The following is a 19,769-nucleotide window of genomic DNA, read 5'->3' as shown; positions in this document are numbered from 1 at the left end:
CGCGCCACCGCTCCGTCATGCCTTCATTGCAACATTAGCGACGCATGACCTTTTCGGACGGCGTCAGTGCTTCGATGTAGGCCGGACGGCTGAAGATCCGTTCGGCGTACTTCATCAGCGGCGCGGCGTTCTTCGACAGCTCGATGCCGTAGTGATCCAGGCGCCACAGCAGCGGCGCGATCGCGACGTCGAGCATCGAGAACTCTTCGCCGAGCATGTACTTGTTCTTCACGAAGATCGGCGCGAGCTGCGTCAGGCGATCGCGGATCGCGAGGCGTGCCTTCTCGTGGTTCTTCTCCGCCGCCTTGCCCTTCTCGTTCTCGAGCGTGCTGACGTGGACGAACAGTTCCTTCTCGAAGTTGAGCAGGAACAGGCGCGCGCGGGCGCGCTGCACCGGGTCGGCCGGCATCAGTTGCGGATGCGGGAAGCGCTCGTCGATGTACTCGTTGATGATGTTCGATTCGTACAGGATCAGGTCGCGCTCGACGAGGATCGGCACCTGACCGTACGGGTTCATCACCGAAATGTCTTCCGGCTTGTTGAACAGGTCGACGTCGCGGATTTCGAAGTCCATGCCCTTCTCGAACAGCACCAGCCGGCAACGCTGGGAGAACGGGCAAGTTGTGCCGGAATACAGAACCATCATATTTGCGTTTCCTCAAAAAAGCCGAGGGCCGGCACGCGGCGCAACCCCTTTCACGGGTTCCGCCTTGCGCCGGCCCCACGCCGGTCAGGCGTGTTTACTTGATATCTTTCCAGTACGCGGCATTCAGCCGCCAGGCCAGGAAAGTCAGGACACCGAGAAAGATCAGCACCCACACGCCAAGGCGCTTGCGGGTCTGCTGGGCCGGCTCGGACATCCATGTCATATAGGCCACCAGGTCGGCCACCGCAGCATCGTAGTCGGGCGACGACAGCGTGCCCGGCGTGACCTGCTGGAAGCCGACGAGCACGTGGGCCTTCTCGCCCGTCTCCTCGTCCGTCTTGTCTTCGAATTTGGCTACGCGCTGCCCCTGCAACTGCCACAACACATGGGGCATGCCAACGTTCTCGAACACCGCGTTGTTCCAGCCGGTCGGCCGCGTATCGTCGCGGTAGAAGCTGCGCAGATACGTGTACAGCCAGTCGCGGCCGCGCGCACGCTCCTCGACCGACAGGTCGGGCGGCGTGGTGCCGAGCCAGTTCTTCGCGTCGTCGGGCCGCATCGCGACGGACATCGTGTTCCCGACCTTGTCGGTCGTGAACAGGAGATTCTTTTCGATCTCCTTCTGGGATATGCCCAGATCCGTCAGACGGTTGTAGCGCATCAGGTTCGCGCTGTGGCAGTTCAGGCAATAGTTTACAAACAATTGCGCGCCGTGCTGAAGCGAAACGAGATTTTCCGTGTTATCGGGCGCCCGGTCGAGCGGAAAATTACCCTCCGCCCGCACGGCCGGCGCCGCCAGCAGCGCACACGCGGTCGCCCCGATCAGCGCGAGTGTCGAAAGCAGTTTCTTCATGTCGTTCTCTCCTCGCTCACGTTAATGGGGCTTGAAGCGCACCCGTTCCGGCGGCTGCTTGAACGTGCCAAGCGGCGTCCAGACGGGCATGCCGAGGAAGAACGCGAAATAGATCAGCGCACAGGCCTGCGCGATCAGCGTCGCCGCCGGCGATGGCGGCCGCGTGCCGAGAAACGCGAGGGTCAGGAACGCCGCGACGAAGATCCCGAGGAACACCTTGTGGAACAGCGGCCGGTAGCGGATCGACTTCACCGGGCTGCGGTCGAGCCACGGCAGGAAGAACAGCGTGATCACCGCCGCGCCCATCACGACGACGCCCCAGAACTTCGACTCCGTCAGGTACATGAACACGACGATCGCGGCGGCCAGCACCGGCAGCCCGACCTTCCACTTGCCGCGCGCGCGGACCAGCGCGAGCACGCCGAGCAGCGCGATCACGATCATCAGCACGATCTTGAACGGGTCGGTGGTCGCGCGCAGCATCGCGTAGAACGCGGTGAAGTACCAGACCGGCGCGATCTCCGGCGGCGTCTGCAGCGGGTTCGCCGGGACGAAGTTGTTCGCCTCGAGGAAGTAGCCGCCCATCTCCGGCGAAAAGAACACGATCAGCGCGAACACCATCAGGAACACGCACACGCCGAGGAAATCGTGCACCGAGTAGTACGGGTGGAACGGGATGCCGTCGAGCGGGATGCCGTTCTCGTCCTTCTTCGCCTTGATCTCGATGCCGTCCGGGTTGTTCGACCCGACTTCGTGCAGCGCCACGAGGTGCGCGATCACGAGGCCGACCAGCACGAGCGGAATCGCGATCACGTGGAACGCGAAGAAGCGGTTCAGCGTGACGTCGGACACGACGTAGTCGCCGCGAATCCACAGCGACAGGTCCGGGCCGACGAACGGAATCGCCGAGAACAGGTTCACGATCACCTGCGCGCCCCAGAACGACATCTGGCCCCACGGCAGCAGGTAGCCGAAGAACGCCTCGGCCATCAGGCACAGGAAGATCGCGCAGCCGAAGATCCAGACGAGCTCGCGCGGCTTGCGGTACGAGCCGTACAGCAGCCCGCGGAACATGTGCAGGTACACGACCACGAAGAACATCGATGCACCGGTCGAGTGCATGTAGCGGATCAGCCAGCCCCACGGCACCTCGCGCATGATGTACTCGACCGACGCGAACGCGAGCATCGAGTCGGGCTTGTAGTTCATCGTCAGGAAGATGCCGGTGACGATCTGGTTGACGAGCACGAGCAGCGCGAGGGAGCCGAAGAAGTACCAGAAGTTGAAGTTCTTCGGCGCGTAGTACTCGGATACGTGCTTCTTCCAGGTGGACGTGAACGGGAAGCGCTGGTCGATCCAGCCGGTGAAACCTGTCGTGGAGACTTCGTTGTTGTCGGCGGCCATCACGCTTCTCCTTTCTCGTCCTTGCCGATCACGAGGGTCGTCGCCGACGTGAACATGTAGGGCGGGATGTCGAGATTCTGAGGCGCCGGCTTGTTCTTGAACACGCGGCCGGCGAGGTCGTAGGTCGAACCATGGCACGGGCACAGGAAACCGCCCGGCCAGTCGTCCGGCAGGTTCGGCTGCGGACCCGGCGTGAAGCGTTGGCTAGGCGTGCAGCCGAGGTGCGTACACACGGCCATCACGACGAGAATGTTCTTGCGATCGGCCCGCGACCGATATTCGTTCGCGCAATACGCGGGCAACGGCATCGAATACGGGGATTTCGTGGCCGGATCGGCCACTTCCTTGTCGGCCTTGACGACGTCGGCCAGCATCGAATCGGTGCGATTCAGGATCCAGACGGGTTTGCCGCGCCACGGCACGGTGACCATTTCGCCCGGCTTCAGACCGCTGATGTCGACCTCGACCGGCGCACCGGCTGCTTTTGCTTTCGCGGACGGCGCAAGCGACGCCGCGAAAGGTATGACGGTGGCGACGCCTCCTACGCCACCTGCTACGGATGTCGCAATCAGCCAGGTACGGCGGCCGCTGTCGACGCGTTTCTCTTCCTTGTCTCGCATCACACGCCCCACTTCTGAGTTGGATTTTCCGTCACGACTTTCCATTCCGCCGCTAGTTTGCTCGAATGGAGTCGTCATTTACAAGGCCCGGAGATGAAAATCCCTTCGAAGTGTTTGATAGTTAAGGGTTATCCCCCACTATCGGAGCAATTAAATCATTTCTCTTTTAAGCGAATGCTACATTGCGGAATTTCGATGCACCGCCGCAAATCCGGCGCTCAGACCGGATTATGAATATCGATAAAAAGGTGTTCGAGATCGAATTCCTCGGACAAGTGGCGCCCCAGCGCCTGAATTCCGTAGCGTTCGGTCGCATGGTGCCCCGCCGCAACGAACGCGACACCGCTTTCCGCCGCCGCGTGCGTGGTCGACTCGGATACCTCGCCGGTCAGGAACACGTCCGCCCCGGCGTCGATCGCCGCATCGAAATAGCTCTGCGCGGCGCCCGTGCACCACGCGATGCGGCGCACCTGCGTGTCCGGATCGCCGAGCACGAGCGGCGTGCGGCCGAGCGTGTGCTCGACCTTCGCGACGAAGTGCTCGAGCGTGACGGGCATCGGCAGCGTCGCCATCCAGCCGAGATCGCCTTCGCCGAAACGCTGCTCGCCGATCAGCCCGAGCTTCTCGCCGAGCTGCGCGTTGTTGCCGAATTCGGGGTGCGCGTCGAGCGGCAGGTGAAACGCGAACAGGTTCAGGTCGTTCGCGAGCAGCAGTTTCAGGCGCCGATACTTGCGGCCGGTGATCTGCGGCGCCTCGTTGCGCCAGAAATAGCCGTGATGGACGAGCACGGCATCCGCGCCCCATTCGAGCGCGGCTTCGAGGAGCGCGACCGACGCCGTCACGCCGGTGGCGATCTTCTCGATCTTGCGGCGCCCCTCGACCTGCAGGCCGTTCGGGCAATAGTCCTTGAAGCGCGCGGTTTCAAGGGTATTGTTCAAGTACAATTCGAGTTCGATCCGATCCATATAAACCTCTAATCCATTCAGATGCTTAGACGCTTCTGGCTGTTCTTCGCGCAGGCGGTGACCGTACTGCTCGCGCTGATGTTCATCGTCGTGACGCTCAAGCCGCAATGGCTGCAACGGCAAGGACAGCTCGGCAAGCAGCTCGCCACGCCGATCGTCGCGCTGCGCGAAGTCGCGCCGGGCATCGGCGGCGCACCGGCAACCACGTCGTATGCCGAAGCCGCGCAGAAGGCGATGCCGGCCGTCGTCAACGTGTTCTCCAGCAAGGACGGCTCGCTGCCGCCCGACCCGCGCGCGAAGGATCCGCTGTTCCGTTACTTCTTCGGCGACCGCAACGCCCGCAAGCAGCAGGACGAGCCGGCCGCCAACCTCGGCTCGGGCGTCATCGTGAGCCCTGAAGGTTACATTCTAACGAACCAGCACGTCGTGGACGGCGCCGACCAGATCGAAGTCGCGCTCGCCGACGGCCGCACGGCCACCGCGAAGGTGATCGGCAGCGATCCCGAAACCGACCTCGCGGTGCTGAAGATCAACATGACGAACCTGCCGACGATCACGCTCGGGCGCTCCGACCAGTCGCGCGTCGGCGACGTCGTGCTCGCGATCGGCAACCCGTTCGGGGTCGGCCAGACGGTCACGATGGGCATCATCAGCGCGCTCGGCCGCAACCACCTCGGCATCAACACGTTCGAGAACTTCATCCAGACCGACGCGCCGATCAACCCCGGCAACTCCGGCGGCGCGCTGGTCGACGTGAACGGCAACCTGCTCGGCATCAACACGGCGATCTACTCGCGCTCCGGCGGCTCGCTCGGCATCGGTTTCGCGATTCCGGTCTCGACCGCGCGCACGGTGCTCGAAAGCATCATCACCACGGGCTCGGTCACGCGCGGCTGGATCGGCGTCGAGCCGCAGGACGTCACGCCGGAAATCGCCGAGTCGTTCGGGCTCCAGCAGAAATCGGGCGCGATCGTCGCGGGCGTGCTGCAGGGCGGCCCGGCCGACAAGGCCGGCATCCGGCCGGGCGACATCCTGGTGAGCGTCAACGGCGAGGACATCACCGACACGACGAAGCTGCTGAACGTCGTCGCGCAGATCAAGCCGGGCACGCCCACCAAGGTGCACGTCGTGCGCAAGGGCAAGCAGTTCGACGTGAACGTCGTGATCGGCAAGCGCCCGCCGCCGCCGAAACAGGCACTCGACGAGCAGGACAGCGACAGCGAATGACGGTCGGCGGGCGGCACGCCGCCTGCCGGTCATGACGCGATGCGGAATTGAAAAAGGGCAGCCGGCCGGCTGCCCTTTTACCTTGCTTCAAACGATGCCTGGTACCGGGAAGATGGCTATGCCACGCACCGGCCGGCGGCCAACCGCGGTACCGGGCCCACGCCGACCTGGCCGCAGCGCCACGCGGCGGCGCGGTCAACTCGCGGCTTCGCCGTTGCCTGCCTCGCCCTCTTCCACCGGCTTCTTCGGTACGAAGAACCGCGCGGCCAGCAGCCCGATCTCGAACAGCACGATCAGCGGCAGCGCGAGCATCAGTTGCGAGAACACGTCCGGCGGCGTGACGACCGCCGCGACCACGAATGCGCCGACGATCACGTACGGCCGCATCTCCTTCAGCTTCTTCAGGGACAGCACGCCCATCCGGACGAGCAGCACGACGACGATCGGCACCTCGAACGTGACCCCGAAAGCGATGAACATCCCCAGCACGAAGCTCAGGTAGTTGTCGATGTCGGTCGTCATCTCGGCCCCGAGCGGCGCGTTGTAGTGCGCCATCACGCGGAAGATCGTCGGAAACACGAGGAAGTACGCGAACGCCATCCCGCACAGGAACAGGAAGTAGCTGCTGCCGACGAGCGGCGCGACGAGCTTCTTCTCGTGCTGGTACAGCCCGGGCGCGACGAACGCCCAGATCTGGTACAGCACGATCGGCAGCGCGATCACGAGCGCGACGAGCATCGTGACCTTCATCGGCACGAAGAACGAGCCGGTGACGTCGGTGACGATCATCTTGCCGTCTTTCGGCAGGTTGTCCATCAGCGGCCGCGCGAGCAGCTTGAAGATGTCCGGCGCCCAGTAGACGAGCCCGACGAACACGACGATCACGGCCAGCCCCGCGCGAATGATGCGATCGCGAAGCTCGACGAGATGGGAAATGAAGGTTTCTTCCGGGGCGTCGCCCGGGTTCTGCTGGGGGTCGCTCACACCGGCCCTCGGTAGGATTGACGAGCGAGCATGCGCTCGACTCAGAAGAAGCGCGTCGGCCGGCGCAGGCTGGCCGGCTGGTGGCGCGCGACACGCGCGGCGCCCGACTGCACGTGCGTGCGGCGGGTGGTCGCGCGCTTGTACCAGACAGGTGTCGCCGCCTGCTTGACGCGCCAGTTGCGACGCTTCGGCGCAAGCGCGGTCGAACTGCCTCGCCACGACGGCGCCGCGGGCGTGTCGGAACCCGCGGAACCGACGGAACCGGCGTCGCCGGACGCCCCGTCAAGACCGCCGACCGCGGAATGCCACGTGTCGTTCAGTTCCTTCTCGTGCTCGCGCAGGTTGTCGTGAATCGTCGTCTCGACGTTGCGCGCGGCCGATTCGAAATCGGTCTTCATCGTCCGCAGCGCGTCGAGTTCGATTTCGCGCGAGACCTCGGCCTTCACGTCGTTGATGTACCGCTGCGCGCGGCCGAACAGCGCGCCTGCCGTACGCGCGACGCGCGGCAGGCGCTCGGGGCCGAGCACCACGAGCGCGACGACGCCGATCAGCGCCATCTTCGAAAGACCGAGATCCAGCATCGAGAATGCCTGTCAGCGTGCCGGCGTTACGCCTTGTTCGAATCGGAACGCGTCGTTTCCTTCGCGTTGACGTCGACCGCGCCCGAACGCGGCAGCTGCTGCGCATCCGCCGGCGTTTCGCCTTCCTTCATGCCGTCCTTGAAACCCTTGACGGCGCTGCCGAGGTCGTTGCCGATGTTGCGCAGCTTCTTCGTCCCGAAAACCAGCGCGACGATCAGCAGCACGATCAGCCAGTGCCAAATGCTCAATCCACCCATGATGAAACCTCTCCTCAACCACGCCGCCATGCGGCGCAAATCGCCGGCAACGCGCCGGCTTCGACTATCGGATGCGGGGAAACGCCCCGCGTCGTCAACCCATTCGCTGCCACGGGCGCGGGCCGGCCAGGATATGCGCGTGCAGGTGGTAGACCTCCTGCCCGCCGCCCGGGCCCGTGTTGATCACCGTGCGAAAACCCGTTTCGCCGCCCGTATACGCGACGCCGAGCTGGTCGGCCAGACGCGCGACGAGCAGCATCAGCCGGCCGAGCATCGGCGCATCGGCCTCACCTGCCGCCGACAGCGTCGGCAGGTGCCGGCGCGGAATCACGAGCACGTGCGTGTCGGCCGCCGGGCGGATGTCGCGGAACGCGACGAATTCGTCGTCCTCGTGCACCTTCGTGCTCGGGATCTCGCCTGCCGCGATCTTGCAGAACAGGCAATTCGGATCGTGACTCATGTTGCTCCTGCAAACGCCCGCCCGCGGCCGGTCAGAACCACGCCTGCGGATCGAGCGTCTTGTTGTCGTTCAGGTACAGCCAACCCTTGATGATACGGTACAGCGTCCAGATCCATGTGACAAACATCACCGCGAATCCGATCACCACGAAGGCCAGCGCGAACCCGATCACGTAGGCGATCAGCGCGCGCCAGAACGTGCGGATCTGCCACTCGAAGTGATCGGCGTACGGCGTACCGGCCACATCGCCGCGCTTCACGTAGTTGATGATGATCGCAATGATGCCCGTCACGCCGCCCGTCAGCCAGTGAAATGCATAGAGGCCGTAGAGCACGTGCGTGAGCGTGCGCAGCCCGTTCAGGCGTTCGGCATCCGCTGCGCCCGGCACCGCCGGCGTCGGAAACTGGTTCGACGTATCGTTCATGATGCTACCCCCGTTGGATGACAATTCTTACAGCTTACCGCACTGTTGCCACCGCGGCGGGGCCTGCCCGTCACCCGCCGTTTTCCTCGCGCTCGCGACGCTTGCGCAGCGCTTTTTCCTCGATACCCGACAAGCCTTCGCGGCGCTCGAGCTCGGCGATCACGTCGGCCGGGCTCAGGTCGAAATGCGACAGCATCACGAGGCAGTGGAACCACAGGTCGGCCACCTCGCCGACGAGCGCGCCCGGCGCGCCGCCCTGGCGCACGTCCTTCGCGGCGAGCACGACTTCCGTCGCCTCTTCGCCGATTTTCTTCAGCACCGCGTCGTCGCCCTTGTGGAACAGGCGCGACACGTACGATTGATCGGGATCGCCGCCCTTGCGGCTATCGATCACGGCCGCGAGGCGCAGCAGCGTGTCTTCGGTCGATTGCGTCATTTGTAGATGTGTTCGGGGTCTTTCAGCACCGGCTCGACCGCGACCCACTCGCCGCTGTCCACCGTACCTTCGAATTTCTGGAAGAAGCACGAATGCCGGCCGGTGTGGCACGCGATGCCCGACACCTGCTCGACCTTCAGCAGCACGACGTCCTCGTCGCAGTCGAGCCGCACCTCGTGCACGTGCTGCACGTGGCCCGACTCCTCGCCCTTGAACCACAGGCGCTTGCGCGAACGCGAATAGTAGACCGCGCGCCGGGTCTCGACCGTCTTCGCGAGCGCCTCGCGGTTCATCCACGCGAACATCAGCACGTCGTTCGTCGACGCTTCCTGCGCGATCACCGGCACGAGGCCGTTGTCGTCCCAGCGGACCTTGTCGAGCCACGCGGGCAGGGATTTCGTTTCGGTATTCATCACAGCCTCACCGGGATGCCCTGATCGGCCATGAAGCGCTTCGCCTCGCCGACCGTGTGCTCGCCGTAGTGGAAGATGCTCGCGGCCAGCACCGCGTCGGCGCGGCCGTCCTTGATGCCGTCCGCGAGATCCTGCAGGCAGCCGACGCCGCCCGATGCGATCACCGGCACCGGCACCGCGTCCGACACGCCGCGCGTGAGCGCGAGGTCGAAGCCCGACTTCGTGCCGTCGCGGTCCATGCTCGTGAGCAGGATCTCGCCCGCGCCGAGCTCGGCCATCTTGCGCGCCCATTCGATCGCGTCGAGGCCCGTGTTCTTGCGGCCGCCGTGCGTGAACACTTCCCAGCGCGGCGTCTCGCCGTCGGCCGATACGCGCTTCGCGTCGATCGCGACGACGATGCACTGCGAGCCGTACTTGTCGGCCGCGTCGCGCACGAGCTGCGGATTCGCGACCGCCGACGAGTTCATGCTGACCTTGTCCGCGCCCGCGTTCAGCAGGCGCCGCACGTCCTCGACGGCGCGCACGCCGCCGCCGACGGTCAGCGGAATGAATACCTGCGACGCGACGGCTTCGATGATCGGCAGGATCAGGTCGCGCTGGTCGGAGGTCGCGGTGATGTCGAGGAAGGTGAGTTCGTCGGCACCCTGGTCGTCGTAGCGGCGGGCGATTTCGACGGGGTCGCCGGCGTCGCGCAGCTCGACGAAGTTGACGCCCTTGACGACACGCCCGGCGGTCACGTCCAGGCAGGGGATGATGCGTTTAGCTAGAGCCATGATGTTGGGCCAAATGCCGCGCTGGGACGGCCGGTTACGGAAGCCTCGCGCGAGGCTTCCGGCGGGGCTGCCCGCGGGCAGCCCCGGCGAACGGGACGACCGCGGTTACGCGTTGTCGAGTTCGCCGTTCAGTTCGTCCGCGCGCTTTTGCGCGGCCGCGAAATCGAGATCGCCGGAGTAGATCGCCCGGCCGCAGATCACGCCTTCGACGCCGTGCTCTTCCACTTCGCACAGGCTCTCGATGTCCGTGAGGTTCGACAGGCCGCCGCTCGCGATCACCGGGATGCCGACCGCCTGCGCGAGCTTCACGGTCGCGTCGATGTTGATGCCCTGCAGCATCCCGTCGCGGCCGATGTCCGTGTAGACGATCGATTCGACGCCGTAGTCCTCGAACTTCTTCGCGAGATCGATCACCTCGTGGCCCGTCAGCTTGCTCCAGCCGTCGGTCGCGACCTTGCCGTCCTTCGCGTCCAGCCCGACGATGATGTTGCCGGAGAACGCGGTGCACGCGTCCTGCAGGAAGCCCGGATTCTTCACGGCCGCGGTGCCGATGATCACGTAGGACAGGCCGGCGTCGAGATACTTCTCGATCGTCTCGAGGCTGCGGATGCCGCCGCCGAGCTGTACGGGGATTTCGTCGCCGACTTCGTCGAGGATCGCTTCGATCGCGTCGAGATTCTTCGGCTTGCCGGCGAATGCGCCGTTCAGGTCGACGAGATGGAGCCGCCGTGCGCCGAGGTCGACCCACTTGCGGGCCATCGCCGCCGGGTCCTCGGAGAAAATCGTGGCCTGGTCCATATCGCCCTGTTTCAGGCGCACACACTGACCGTCTTTGAGATCGATGGCCGGAATCAGCAACATAGCAATCGGGTGTCGTCGTGGAAAATGAAAAGAATCCGGCGCGTACCGGCCAAACCGGTGCCGCGCCGTCTCGCTAGTTTAGTACAACTCTTTCGGCGCTTAAGCGCGCGTGCCACGTGCGACAGGCCGTTCGGCCAGGTCGACTGTGGCTCGCGCACCACGTTTTACGGTTTCCAGTGCACGAAGTTGCGATACAGACGCAACCCGACCTCCGCGCTTTTCTCCGGGTGGAATTGGGTCGCGAAGAGGTTGTCCCGCGCGACCGCGGACGTAAACGGCGCACCGTAAGCCGTTTCGCCTACCGTGTGCGCCGGGTTGTCCGGCGTCACGTAGTAGCTGTGCACGAAGTAGAAATACGCGTCGTCGGGCACGCCGTCCCACAGCGGGTGCGGCTGCGCCTGGCGCACGCGGTTCCAGCCCATCTGCGGCACCTTGAAGCGCGAGCCGTCGTCCTGCAGCCGGCCGTCCAGCTCGAAACGCACGACCTTGCCGGGCAACAGGCCCAGGCCCTTCGTGTCGCCTTCCGCGCTCCAGTCGAACAGCATCTGCTCGCCGACGCACACGCCGAGCAGCGGCTTCGTGCGCGATGCGTCGATCACCGCTTCCTGCAGCCCCGATTCGCCGAGGCAACGCATGCAGTCGGGCATCGCGCCCTGGCCGGGCAGCACGACGCGGTCGGCCGCGCGAATCGCGGCCGGCGTGTCGACGATCGCCACGTCGGCGGCCGGTTCGGCCTTCTTGAGCGCCTGCGCGACCGAGCGCAGGTTGCCCATCCCATAATCCACAATCGCAATCGAAGTTTTCATCTCAGTGCAGGCAGTAGCGCCCTCAGTCCATCGACGATGAATTCCACCGCCAGCGCCGACAGCATCAGACCCATCAGCCGCGTGGCGATGTTGATGCCGGTGCGGCCGATCCAGTTCGCGATCGGCTCGGCGAGCCGCATCGCGACGAAACACAGAACAGCCAGGACCGCGCCGATCGCGACCAGCCCGGCCCGCTCATACCAGTGATGCGCGTTCGCCGCATAGATGATCACCGTGCTGATCGAGCCGGGGCCCGTGAGCAGCGGAATCGCCAGCGGCACGACCGCGATGTTGTCCTTCAGCTCGGCTTCGTGGCGCTCCTCCGGCGTGGATCGCGTGTTGCCGATCTGCGCGTTCAGCATGTTGATCGCCATCAGCAGCATGATGATCCCGCCGCCCACCTCGAGCGACCCGACCGAAATGCCGAAGAAGTTGATGATCTGCTGCCCGAGCAGCGCGGTCACCGTCATCACGCAGAACACCGACACCGATGCGATCCGGATCGTGCGCCGCCGCTCGCCGTCCGTCTGCTGCGCCGTCAGGCTCAGGAAGAACGGCACCGCGCCGACCGGATTGATCAGCGCGAGCAGCGAAATGAACGATTTGAGCAGATCCATCGCAAGCCGGCGCGCCGCGCCGAAGCCGTGAGGTTGTCCTTGGCGTCGTCCGTCCGGAGGTTCAGAGGCTGCCTTTGGTCGACGGAATCTGCCCCGCCGCGCGCTCGTCGAGCTCCACCGCCGCGCGCAGCGCGCGGCCGAAGGCCTTGAACACCGTCTCGAGCTGATGGTGCGCGTTGATCCCGCGCAGGTTGTCGATGTGCAGCGTGACGCCCGCGTGGTTCACGAACCCGCGGAAGAATTCGATCGACAGGTCGACGTCGAACGTGCCGATCCGCGCGCGCGTGAACGGCACGTGGAATTCGAGGCCCGGCCGGCCGGAGAAGTCGATCACGACGCGCGACAGCGCCTCGTCGAGCGGCACGTACGAGTGGCCGTAGCGGCGGATGCCCTTGCGGTCGCCGATCGCCTTCGCGACGGCCTGACCGAGCGTGATGCCGACATCCTCGACCGTGTGGTGATCGTCGATATGCGTGTCGCCGTGCGCTTCGACCTCGAGATCGACCAGACCGTGTCGCGCGATCTGGTCGAGCATATGGTCGAGAAACGGCACACCGGTGGCCAGCTTCTGCTGGCCGGTGCCGTCGAGATCGAGCTTCACACGGATCTGCGTTTCGCTGGTATTGCGAACGACTTCCGCCACACGCATGGCAATTCCTTGATTGAGTCTGATGTAAATGGGGATTGATCGTCGCGCGCCGCCGCGCCCTGGGCTCAACCGGGCAGCGCGAGTTTCAAGGCGGCCAGGAGGCGAGCGTTTTCGTCGGGAGAACCGACGGTCAGCCGCACGCATTCGGCCAGTAACGGATGCATTTTACTCACGTTTTTGACCAGCACCCGCTCGGTGAGCAGCGCATCGAACACGGCAGCCGCGTCCGGCACGCGCACCAGCAGGAAATTGCCGGCGCTCGGGAACACCGTCGCGCCCGGCAGCGCGGCCACCGCCTGCGCGAGGCGCGCGCGTTCCGCGCGCAATTCGGCCGCCTGCGCGTCGAGCACGTCGAGGTGGTCGAGCAGGAAATCGGCGGTCGCCTGGGTCAGCACGTTGATGTTGTACGGCGGCCGCACCTTGTCGAATTCGTTCAGCCACGCGGGCGACCCGACGAGATAGCCGAGGCGGATGCCCGCGAGGCCGAGCTTCGACACCGTGCGCATCACGACGACGTTGTCGAACTCGGCGGCGCGCGGCAGCCACGAGCGCTCGGCGAACGGCTGGTACGCCTCGTCGATCACGATCAGGCTGTGCCGCGCGGCCGCGACGATCCGTTCGACGTCGGCATCGTCGTACAGCGTGCCGGTCGGGTTGTTCGGATACGCGAGATAGACGATCGCCGGCCGGTGCTCGGCGATCGCCGCGAGCAGCGCGTCGGCGTCGAGCGTCAGGTCGGCCTTCAGCGGCACGCCGACGAATTCGAGCTGCGCGAACTTCGCCGACAGTTCGTACATCACGAAGCCCGGCACCGGTGCGAGCACCTTCGCACCCGGCTTCGCGCACGCGACCGAGATCATGCTGATGATTTCGTCGGAGCCGTTGCCGAGCAGCACGTCGCAGCCGGCCGGCACGCCCATCGCATGGCGCAGCTTGTCGAGCAGCGCGGCCGGGCGCGGCGCCGGATAGCGGTTCAGCGCGACCTGCGCGAGCCGCTCGCCGAGCGCCGCGGCGAGCGGTTCGGGCAGCGGATACGGGTTCTCCATCGCGTCGAGCTTCACGAACCCGCTCGCGTCCGGCACCGGATAGCTGGTCATCGCGAGCACGTCGCGGCGGATGATGTCTTGTGGCGTCGTCATGGTTTCAAGCCGGCGTGCATCGCGCCGGCGTCAAATGGTCGGCAAGGCGGCGGCTGCCGCCCTGCACTGGTCCCCTGCCCCGATCCGGGGCGGCCGGCGCGGCGCATCGGCGCCTGCCCGGCCCCGCGCACCCTGCGCGCTCAGCCCTTCATCCGGAACTCGGCGCTCCTCGCGTGCGCCTGCAGCCCTTCGCCGTACGCGAGCTCGGACGCGATCTCGCCGAGCGTCTGCGCGCCTTCCGCGCTGACCTCGATCAGGCTCGAACGCTTGATGAAGTCGTACACGCCGAGCGGCGACGAGAAGCGCGCGGTGCGCGACGTCGGCAGCACGTGGTTCGGGCCCGCGCAGTAGTCGCCGAGGCTCTCGCTCGTGTAGCGGCCGAGGAAGATCGCGCCCGCGTGGCGGATCTGCTGGCCCCATTGCTGCGGCTCCAGCGCCGAGATTTCGAGGTGTTCCGGCGCGATGTCGTTCGCGATCCGGCACGCCTCGGCCATGTCGCGCACCTTGATCAGCGCGCCGCGGCCTTCGAGCGACGCACGGATCACGTCCTGGCGCGGCATGGTCGGCAGCAGCTCGTCGATCGCCTTCTCGACGCGCTCGAGGAACGCGCCGTCCGGGCACAGCAGGATCGATTGCGCGAGTTCGTCGTGCTCGGCCTGCGAGAACAGGTCCATCGCGACCCAGTTCGGATCGGTCGTCCCGTCGCACAGCACGAGGATTTCCGACGGCCCGGCGATCATGTCGATGCCGACCGTGCCGAACACGCGGCGCTTCGCCGACGCGACGTACGCGTTGCCGGGGCCGCAGATCTTGTCGACGGCCGGCACCGTCTGCGTGCCGTACGCGAGCGCGCCGACCGCCTGCGCGCCGCCGATCGTGAACACGCGATCGACGCCGCCGAGCAGCGCCGCGGCCAGCACGAGGTCGTTCTTCACGCCGTCCGGCGTCGGCACGACCATCACGATTTCGCCGACCCCGGCGACGCGCGCGGGAATCGCGTTCATCAGCACCGACGACGGATACGCGGCCTTGCCGCCCGGCACGTACAGGCCGACGCGGTCGAGCGGCGTGACCTTCTGGCCGAGCACCGTGCCGTCGCTTTCCGTGTACTGCCAGCTATGCGTGCCGCACTCGATCTTCTGCTTCTCGTGGTACGCGCGCACGCGGGCGGCGGCGGCTTCCAGCGCCGCGCGCGCCTTCGGCGCGAGGCCGTCGAGCGCCGTCTGCAGCGCGTCCTGCGGCAGTTCGAGCGCGCCGACGCTCGTCGCGCTCAGCCGGTCGAAGCGGTTCGTGTACTCGAGCACCGCGGCGTCGCCGCGCGACTTCACGTCGGCGAGGATCTTCGCGACCGATTGCTCGATCGCTTCGTCTTCGCTCGCCTCGAACGCGAGCACGGCGCGCAGCGCGGCGCCGAAGCCTTCGTTCGTCGAATCGAGCTTGCGGATGGTGATGGACATGGGAGTTCCGTTACGGTGATGCGCTCAACCGCCATTCTGCGACGCGCGTTCGAACGCGTCGAGGATCGGCTTGAGCGCCGCGCGCTTCAACTTCAGCGCGGCCTGGTTCACGACGAGGCGCGACGAGATCGCCATGATCTCCTCGACCTCGACCAGATTGTTCGCCTTGAGCGTGCCGCCCGAGCTGACGAGGTCGACGATCGCGTCGGCCAGGCCGACCAGCGGCGCGAGCTCCATCGAGCCGTACAGCTTGATCAGGTCGACGTGCACGCCCTTCGCGGCAAAGTGTTCGCGCGCCGTTTCGACGTATTTGGTCGCGACCCGCAGGCGCGCGCCCTGGCGCACCGCGTTCGCGTAGTCGAAGCCGGCCGGCACGGCCACCGACATCCGGCAGCGCGCAATGTTCAGATCGATCGGCTGGTACAGGCCCGAGCCGCCGTGCTCGACCAGCACGTCCTTGCCGGCCACGCCGAAATCGGCCGCGCCGTATTCCACGTAGGTCGGCACGTCGCTCGCGCGGACGATGATCACGCGCAGGTTCGGATCGGTCGTCGGCAGGATCAGCTTGCGCGACGTTTCCGGATCCTCGGCCACCTGCACGCCGGCGGCGGCCAGCAGCGGCAGGGTTTCCTCGAAAATCCGGCCCTTCGACAGGGCGAGGGTCAGCGGCGCGCTCATGCTTGGCTCCCGGAAAGGCGGCGCACGTTCGCGCCGACGGCGGTCAGTTTGGCTTCCATGCGGTCGTAGCCGCGGTCCAGGTGATAGATGCGGTCGACGAGCGTTTCGCCGTCGGCGCGCAGCCCGGCGATCACGAGGCTCGCCGATGCACGCAGGTCGGTCGCCATCACGTTCGCGCCCGACAGCTTGTCGACGCCCGTCACGAGCGCCGTGTTGCCGTCGATCGTGATGTTCGCGCCGAGCCGGTTCAGCTCCTGCACGTGCATGAAGCGGTTCTCGAAAATGGTTTCGACGACCTGCGCGGTGCCCGTCGCGACCGTATTGAGGGCCATGAACTGCGCCTGCATGTCGGTCGGGAACGCCGGGTATTCCGACGTGCGGATCGTCACCGCCTGCGGGCGGCGGTCCATCTTCACGCGCAGCCAGCTGTCGCCTTCCTCGATCGACACGCCGGCTTCGCGCAGCTTGTCGATCACCGCGTCGAGGATGTGCGGGCGCACGCCCGTCAGCATCACGTCGCCGCCGGCGGCCGCGACCGCGCACAGGAACGTGCCGGCCTCGATACGGTCGGGGATCACCGCGTGGCGGGCGCCGTGCAGCCGCTCGACGCCCTGGATCACGAGGCGGTCGGTGCCGATGCCGTCGATTTTCGCGCCCATCGCGACCAGCAAGTGTGCGAGATCGCTCACTTCCGGCTCGCGCGCGGCGTTTTCGATCACCGTCTCGCCGTCGGCGAGCGTCGCTGCCATCAGCAGGTTTTCCGTCCCCGTCACCGTGATCATGTCGGTCACGATGCGCGCGCCCTTCAGGCGCTTCGCGCGCGCTTCGATGAAGCCGTGCTCGATGCTGATTTCCGCGCCCATCGCCTGCAGGCCCTTGATGTGCTGGTCGACCGGCCGCGCGCCGATCGCGCAGCCGCCCGGCAGCGACACCTTCGCCTCGCCGAAGCGCGCGAGCAGCGGCCCGAGCACGAGGATCGACGCGCGCATCGTCTTCACGAGCTCGTACGGCGCGACGAGGTTGTCGACGCGCGACGCGTCGAGCTGCACGCGGCAGCCGTCGGTCTCGCTCTTCACGCCCATCTGGTTCAGCACCTTCAGCGTCGTGCGCACGTCCTTCAGGTTCGGCACGTTGTCGAGCTCGACCGGCTCGGCGCTGAGCAGCCCCGCGCACAGGATCGGCAGCGCGGCGTTCTTCGCGCCCGACACGACGATCTCGCCGGACAGGCGGTTGCCGCCTTCGATCGCGAGTTTGTCCATCCCCTGTCCCTGCGATTCCCCGTTGGCGGCCGGGTGTGCCGTGGCGACGCTCTGGACGGCGTCGCGCTCGTTGACGGTGACTTGCACTCAGTGATTTCCGTTTATGCGTTCTGCCATTCGGCGGGCGTCAGCGTCTTCATGCTGAGCGCGTGAATTTCCTGCTTCATGCGATCGCCGAGCGCCGCATAGACGAGCTGGTGCCGCTGGATCGGCCGCTTGCCTTCGAAGGCCGCCGACACGATCGTCGCGAAGAAATGCTGGCCGTCGCCTTCGACTTCCAGATGCGTGCAGGCGAGACCGCCGGCGATGTATTGCTTGACCTGTTCGGGAGTCGGCAACATGGTGTAAGGCTCCTGTCGGCGCGCGCCGCCCGTGGGGCGGCCGCGGCCTGTCGATATCAATGACGCAGTTTGTAGCCGGTCGCGAGCAGCCGCATCGCGATCAGCGCGAGCAGCACGAAGAAACCGGTGACGATCGCGAGGCTCGCGAACGGGTTGATGTCGGACGCGCCGAAGAACCCGAAACGGAAGCCGTCGATCATGTAGAAAAACGGGTTGAGACGCGACACTTCGCGCCACACGGGCGGCAGCGAATGCGTCGAATAGAACACGCCGGACAGGAACGTCAGCGGCATGATCAGGAAGTTCTGGAACGCGGCGAGCTGGTCGAACTTCTCGGCCCAGATCCCGGCGATCAGGCCGAGCGTGCCGAGGATCGCCGAGCCGAGCAGCGCGAATGCCATGATGAACAGCGGCGCCGCGAAGTGCATCGGGATAAACCAGATCGTCACGACGAACACGCCGGTGCCGACCGCGAGCCCGCGCACGACCGACGCGAGCACGTACGCGCCGAAGATGTCGCGGTACGACAGCGGCGGCAGCAGCATGAACACGAGGTTGCCGGTGATCTTCGACTGGATCAGCGACGACGAGCTGTTCGCGAACGCGTTCTGCAGCACGCTCATCATCACGAGGCCCGGCACGAGAAAGCTCACGTATTCGACGCCCGGATACACCTCGACGCGGCCCGACAGCGCGTGGCCGAAGATCGTCAGGTACAGCAGCGCCGTCACGATCGGCGCGAGCACCGTCTGGAACGACACCTTCCAGAAACGCAGCAGTTCCTTGTAGAACAGCGTCCGAAACCCGCTTCCCGGCACGCGCCGGGCCGCCCCTTCGAGCGGCAGCGAACGAAGTTCGCGTGGGGAGTGTTGATTCATGCCAGACCCTCGATCACCTCGGCCCCGTTCATCACCTGGACGAACACATCCTCGAGGTCGGCCTTGCGGACCTCGATCTCGTCGAACGTGCAGCCGGCCGCGCGGCATTGCGCGAGGATGCGCTCGACCTCGTCGTAGCTCGCGAGGCGCAGCAGGTGCTCGCCCGGCGCGCGCGCGGCCGGATCGGTCTCCAGCCCGCGCAGCTCGGCCGGCAGCGCGCCCGTCGCGAGCCGCAGGTACAGCTGCAGCCCCGCGAAGCGGCGCAGCAGCGCGTCGGTGCGGTCGAGCGCGACGACTTCGCCCCGGCGCAGCATCGCGATACGGTCGCACAGCGACTCGGCTTCCTCGAGGTAATGGGTGGTCAGCACGATCGTGTGACCCTCGCGGTTCAGGCGCGAGATGAATTTCCACAGCGTCTGGCGCAATTCGACGTCGACGCCGGCGGTCGGCTCGTCGAGCACGATCACGGGCGGCCGGTGCACGAGCGCCTGCGCGACGAGCACGCGGCGCTTCATCCCGCCCGACAGCGCACGCATGTTCGCGTCGGCTTTCTCGGTCAGATCGAGATTGGCCATCACTTCGTCGATCCAGTCGTCGTTGCGGCGCAGCCCGAAATAGCCGGACTGGATCCGCAGCGTCTCGCGGACGGTGAAGAACGGGTCGAAAACGAGTTCCTGCGGAACGACGCCGAGGGCGCGGCGCGCGTTGCGGAAGTCCTGGACGACGTCGTGACCGCGCACCGAGATACTGCCTTCGTCGGCCCGGGCGAGCCCGGCGAGGATACTGATGAGCGTGGTCTTGCCTGCGCCGTTGGGGCCGAGCAGACCGAAAAACTCGCCTTCCTCGACCGACAGGCTGACGCCCTTGAGCGCCTGAAGCGACTTGTAGCGCTTCTTGACGTGACGGATTTCTATGGCTGACATGACTGTGCGCGACGCAACGGCCGCGACGCCTATTCTGTGCTTGCTGCGAAAGAAAATGGGGGCCGGACGCCGATTGGCTGCCCCGCAAAACGCTTGATTATAGGGCAAACCGGCTGGG

The 19,769-nt window shown here is 66.0% G+C and carries 25 protein-coding genes; 1 reads left to right on the top strand and 24 read right to left on the bottom strand.

Features of this window, described 5'->3' with window-relative positions:
* Window positions 1-34 precede the first annotated feature (34 nt).
* The 5 genes from CFB52_RS02055 to CFB52_RS02035 form a co-directional block, all read right to left on the bottom strand.
* Complete coding sequence (locus CFB52_RS02055) at window positions 35-646, bottom strand: glutathione S-transferase N-terminal domain-containing protein (RefSeq protein WP_006400565.1); 612 nt, start codon at window positions 644-646, stop codon at window positions 35-37.
* Window positions 647-740: 94 nt separating this feature from the next.
* The gene (locus CFB52_RS02050) at window positions 741-1,499 is read right to left on the bottom strand and encodes a cytochrome c1 (RefSeq protein WP_060009428.1); all 759 of its coding nucleotides are present in this window, start codon (window positions 1,497-1,499) and stop codon (window positions 741-743) included.
* A 21-nt stretch (window positions 1,500-1,520) separates the two neighbouring features.
* Entirely contained in the window at window positions 1,521-2,903 is a 1,383-nt protein-coding gene (locus tag CFB52_RS02045) for a cytochrome bc complex cytochrome b subunit (RefSeq protein WP_060009425.1), read from the bottom strand.
* Window positions 2,903-3,523 (bottom strand): ubiquinol-cytochrome c reductase iron-sulfur subunit, encoded by a 621-nt coding sequence (gene petA, locus CFB52_RS02040; RefSeq protein ID WP_006491868.1) that lies wholly within the window; start codon window positions 3,521-3,523, stop codon window positions 2,903-2,905. The genes CFB52_RS02045 and petA overlap by 1 nt, the downstream gene beginning before the upstream one ends.
* A gap of 218 nt (window positions 3,524-3,741) precedes the next feature.
* Entirely contained in the window at window positions 3,742-4,488 is a 747-nt protein-coding gene (locus tag CFB52_RS02035; protein ID WP_060009422.1) for a Nif3-like dinuclear metal center hexameric protein, read from the bottom strand.
* A gap of 21 nt (window positions 4,489-4,509) precedes the next feature.
* On the opposite strand from CFB52_RS02035, the gene CFB52_RS02030 reads away from it, so the two are divergent.
* Window positions 4,510-5,715, top strand: coding sequence for a S1C family serine protease (locus CFB52_RS02030; protein WP_059577237.1), 1,206 nt, complete (start codon window positions 4,510-4,512; stop codon window positions 5,713-5,715).
* Between the two features lie 195 nt (window positions 5,716-5,910).
* Here CFB52_RS02030 and tatC read toward each other — a convergent pair whose 3' ends face one another.
* The 19 genes from tatC to CFB52_RS01935 all read right to left on the bottom strand — a co-directional run bounded on the left by tatC (window position 5,911) and on the right by CFB52_RS01935 (window position 19,651).
* A complete protein-coding gene (gene tatC / locus CFB52_RS02025; protein ID WP_059577240.1) occupies window positions 5,911-6,699 on the bottom strand; it encodes a twin-arginine translocase subunit TatC in 789 nt (262 codons plus the stop codon).
* Window positions 6,700-6,740: 41 nt separating this feature from the next.
* Complete coding sequence (gene tatB, locus CFB52_RS02020) at window positions 6,741-7,280, bottom strand: Sec-independent protein translocase protein TatB (RefSeq protein ID WP_060009419.1); 540 nt, start codon at window positions 7,278-7,280, stop codon at window positions 6,741-6,743.
* Between the two features lie 26 nt (window positions 7,281-7,306).
* Window positions 7,307-7,537 carry a Sec-independent protein translocase subunit TatA gene (gene tatA, locus CFB52_RS02015; RefSeq protein ID WP_006477115.1) on the bottom strand — a complete coding sequence of 77 codons (231 nt, stop codon included), beginning with the start codon at window positions 7,535-7,537 and terminating at the stop codon, window positions 7,307-7,309.
* 94 nt (window positions 7,538-7,631) lie between these two features.
* Complete coding sequence (locus CFB52_RS02010; protein ID WP_027783360.1) at window positions 7,632-7,997, bottom strand: histidine triad nucleotide-binding protein; 366 nt, start codon at window positions 7,995-7,997, stop codon at window positions 7,632-7,634.
* 31 nt (window positions 7,998-8,028) lie between these two features.
* Window positions 8,029-8,421: a hypothetical protein gene (locus CFB52_RS02005; protein ID WP_059236499.1), complete on the bottom strand. Its 393-nt coding sequence runs from the start codon at window positions 8,419-8,421 to the stop codon at window positions 8,029-8,031.
* A gap of 70 nt (window positions 8,422-8,491) precedes the next feature.
* Complete coding sequence (locus CFB52_RS02000; protein WP_027783358.1) at window positions 8,492-8,857, bottom strand: phosphoribosyl-ATP diphosphatase; 366 nt, start codon at window positions 8,855-8,857, stop codon at window positions 8,492-8,494.
* Window positions 8,854-9,270 carry a phosphoribosyl-AMP cyclohydrolase gene (gene hisI / locus CFB52_RS01995; RefSeq protein WP_060009416.1) on the bottom strand — a complete coding sequence of 139 codons (417 nt, stop codon included), beginning with the start codon at window positions 9,268-9,270 and terminating at the stop codon, window positions 8,854-8,856. Before hisI ends, CFB52_RS02000 begins: the two co-directional genes overlap by 4 nt.
* A complete protein-coding gene (gene hisF / locus CFB52_RS01990; RefSeq protein ID WP_039366643.1) occupies window positions 9,270-10,043 on the bottom strand; it encodes an imidazole glycerol phosphate synthase subunit HisF in 774 nt (257 codons plus the stop codon). Before hisF ends, hisI begins: the two co-directional genes overlap by 1 nt.
* A 105-nt stretch (window positions 10,044-10,148) precedes the next feature.
* Window positions 10,149-10,904 carry a 1-(5-phosphoribosyl)-5-[(5-phosphoribosylamino)methylideneamino]imidazole-4-carboxamide isomerase gene (gene hisA, locus CFB52_RS01985; RefSeq protein ID WP_059577248.1) on the bottom strand — a complete coding sequence of 252 codons (756 nt, stop codon included), beginning with the start codon at window positions 10,902-10,904 and terminating at the stop codon, window positions 10,149-10,151.
* A gap of 164 nt (window positions 10,905-11,068) precedes the next feature.
* Complete coding sequence (gene hisH, locus CFB52_RS01980) at window positions 11,069-11,710, bottom strand: imidazole glycerol phosphate synthase subunit HisH (RefSeq protein ID WP_059577249.1); 642 nt, start codon at window positions 11,708-11,710, stop codon at window positions 11,069-11,071.
* Entirely contained in the window at window positions 11,707-12,327 is a 621-nt protein-coding gene (locus CFB52_RS01975; protein WP_059577253.1) for a MarC family protein, read from the bottom strand. The genes hisH and CFB52_RS01975 overlap by 4 nt, the downstream gene beginning before the upstream one ends.
* 61 nt (window positions 12,328-12,388) lie before the next feature.
* Complete coding sequence (gene hisB, locus CFB52_RS01970; protein WP_006477126.1) at window positions 12,389-12,976, bottom strand: imidazoleglycerol-phosphate dehydratase HisB; 588 nt, start codon at window positions 12,974-12,976, stop codon at window positions 12,389-12,391.
* A 65-nt stretch (window positions 12,977-13,041) separates the two neighbouring features.
* On the bottom strand, window positions 13,042-14,115 hold the full coding sequence (gene hisC, locus CFB52_RS01965) for a histidinol-phosphate transaminase (RefSeq protein ID WP_059577259.1): 1,074 nt from the start codon (window positions 14,113-14,115) through the stop codon (window positions 13,042-13,044).
* A gap of 140 nt (window positions 14,116-14,255) precedes the next feature.
* On the bottom strand, window positions 14,256-15,572 hold the full coding sequence (hisD, locus tag CFB52_RS01960; RefSeq protein ID WP_059577262.1) for a histidinol dehydrogenase: 1,317 nt from the start codon (window positions 15,570-15,572) through the stop codon (window positions 14,256-14,258).
* Window positions 15,573-15,596: 24 nt separating this feature from the next.
* On the bottom strand, window positions 15,597-16,250 hold the full coding sequence (gene hisG / locus CFB52_RS01955; protein ID WP_034209773.1) for an ATP phosphoribosyltransferase: 654 nt from the start codon (window positions 16,248-16,250) through the stop codon (window positions 15,597-15,599).
* Window positions 16,247-17,596 (bottom strand): UDP-N-acetylglucosamine 1-carboxyvinyltransferase, encoded by a 1,350-nt coding sequence (gene murA, locus CFB52_RS01950; protein WP_059640178.1) that lies wholly within the window; start codon window positions 17,594-17,596, stop codon window positions 16,247-16,249. Before murA ends, hisG begins: the two co-directional genes overlap by 4 nt.
* Before the next feature lie 14 nt (window positions 17,597-17,610).
* Complete coding sequence (locus CFB52_RS01945) at window positions 17,611-17,850, bottom strand: BolA family protein (RefSeq protein ID WP_006477131.1); 240 nt, start codon at window positions 17,848-17,850, stop codon at window positions 17,611-17,613.
* A gap of 56 nt (window positions 17,851-17,906) precedes the next feature.
* Window positions 17,907-18,728 carry an ABC transporter permease gene (locus tag CFB52_RS01940; protein ID WP_226094291.1) on the bottom strand — a complete coding sequence of 274 codons (822 nt, stop codon included), beginning with the start codon at window positions 18,726-18,728 and terminating at the stop codon, window positions 17,907-17,909.
* A complete protein-coding gene (locus tag CFB52_RS01935; protein ID WP_011694114.1) occupies window positions 18,725-19,651 on the bottom strand; it encodes an ABC transporter ATP-binding protein in 927 nt (308 codons plus the stop codon). The genes CFB52_RS01940 and CFB52_RS01935 overlap by 4 nt, the downstream gene beginning before the upstream one ends.
* Window positions 19,652-19,769: the final 118 nt, after the last annotated feature.

This window comes from Burkholderia sp. AU18528, assembly GCF_002223215.2.
Classification (GTDB): Bacteria; Pseudomonadota; Gammaproteobacteria; order Burkholderiales; family Burkholderiaceae; genus Burkholderia; species Burkholderia semiarida.
This window is presented reverse-complemented; position numbering and strand designations above follow the sequence as displayed.

Coding starts and splice junctions, on each gene's coding strand:
- hisB (WP_006477126.1), bottom strand. CDS start 12,976: ATGCGTGTGGCGGAAGTCGTTCGCAATACCAGCGAAACGCAGATCCGT.
- hisD (WP_059577262.1), bottom strand. CDS start 15,572: ATGTCCATCACCATCCGCAAGCTCGATTCGACGAACGAAGGCTTCGGC.
- tatB (WP_060009419.1), bottom strand. CDS start 7,280: ATGCTGGATCTCGGTCTTTCGAAGATGGCGCTGATCGGCGTCGTCGCG.
- CFB52_RS02035 (WP_060009422.1), bottom strand. CDS start 4,488: ATGGATCGGATCGAACTCGAATTGTACTTGAACAATACCCTTGAAACC.
- hisG (WP_034209773.1), bottom strand. CDS start 16,250: ATGAGCGCGCCGCTGACCCTCGCCCTGTCGAAGGGCCGGATTTTCGAG.
- hisF (WP_039366643.1), bottom strand. CDS start 10,043: ATGGCTCTAGCTAAACGCATCATCCCCTGCCTGGACGTGACCGCCGGG.
- CFB52_RS02005 (WP_059236499.1), bottom strand. CDS start 8,421: ATGAACGATACGTCGAACCAGTTTCCGACGCCGGCGGTGCCGGGCGCA.
- CFB52_RS02000 (WP_027783358.1), bottom strand. CDS start 8,857: ATGACGCAATCGACCGAAGACACGCTGCTGCGCCTCGCGGCCGTGATC.
- CFB52_RS01940 (WP_226094291.1), bottom strand. CDS start 18,728: ATGAATCAACACTCCCCACGCGAACTTCGTTCGCTGCCGCTCGAAGGG.
- hisA (WP_059577248.1), bottom strand. CDS start 10,904: ATGTTGCTGATTCCGGCCATCGATCTCAAAGACGGTCAGTGTGTGCGC.
- CFB52_RS02055 (WP_006400565.1), bottom strand. CDS start 646: ATGATGGTTCTGTATTCCGGCACAACTTGCCCGTTCTCCCAGCGTTGC.
- CFB52_RS02045 (WP_060009425.1), bottom strand. CDS start 2,903: ATGGCCGCCGACAACAACGAAGTCTCCACGACAGGTTTCACCGGCTGG.
- CFB52_RS02030 (WP_059577237.1), top strand. CDS start 4,510: ATGCTTAGACGCTTCTGGCTGTTCTTCGCGCAGGCGGTGACCGTACTG.
- hisI (WP_060009416.1), bottom strand. CDS start 9,270: ATGAATACCGAAACGAAATCCCTGCCCGCGTGGCTCGACAAGGTCCGC.
- tatA (WP_006477115.1), bottom strand. CDS start 7,537: ATGGGTGGATTGAGCATTTGGCACTGGCTGATCGTGCTGCTGATCGTC.
- hisC (WP_059577259.1), bottom strand. CDS start 14,115: ATGACGACGCCACAAGACATCATCCGCCGCGACGTGCTCGCGATGACC.
- CFB52_RS01945 (WP_006477131.1), bottom strand. CDS start 17,850: ATGTTGCCGACTCCCGAACAGGTCAAGCAATACATCGCCGGCGGTCTC.
- CFB52_RS02010 (WP_027783360.1), bottom strand. CDS start 7,997: ATGAGTCACGATCCGAATTGCCTGTTCTGCAAGATCGCGGCAGGCGAG.
- CFB52_RS01935 (WP_011694114.1), bottom strand. CDS start 19,651: ATGTCAGCCATAGAAATCCGTCACGTCAAGAAGCGCTACAAGTCGCTT.
- CFB52_RS02050 (WP_060009428.1), bottom strand. CDS start 1,499: ATGAAGAAACTGCTTTCGACACTCGCGCTGATCGGGGCGACCGCGTGT.
- petA (WP_006491868.1), bottom strand. CDS start 3,523: ATGCGAGACAAGGAAGAGAAACGCGTCGACAGCGGCCGCCGTACCTGG.
- CFB52_RS01975 (WP_059577253.1), bottom strand. CDS start 12,327: ATGGATCTGCTCAAATCGTTCATTTCGCTGCTCGCGCTGATCAATCCG.
- hisH (WP_059577249.1), bottom strand. CDS start 11,710: ATGAAAACTTCGATTGCGATTGTGGATTATGGGATGGGCAACCTGCGC.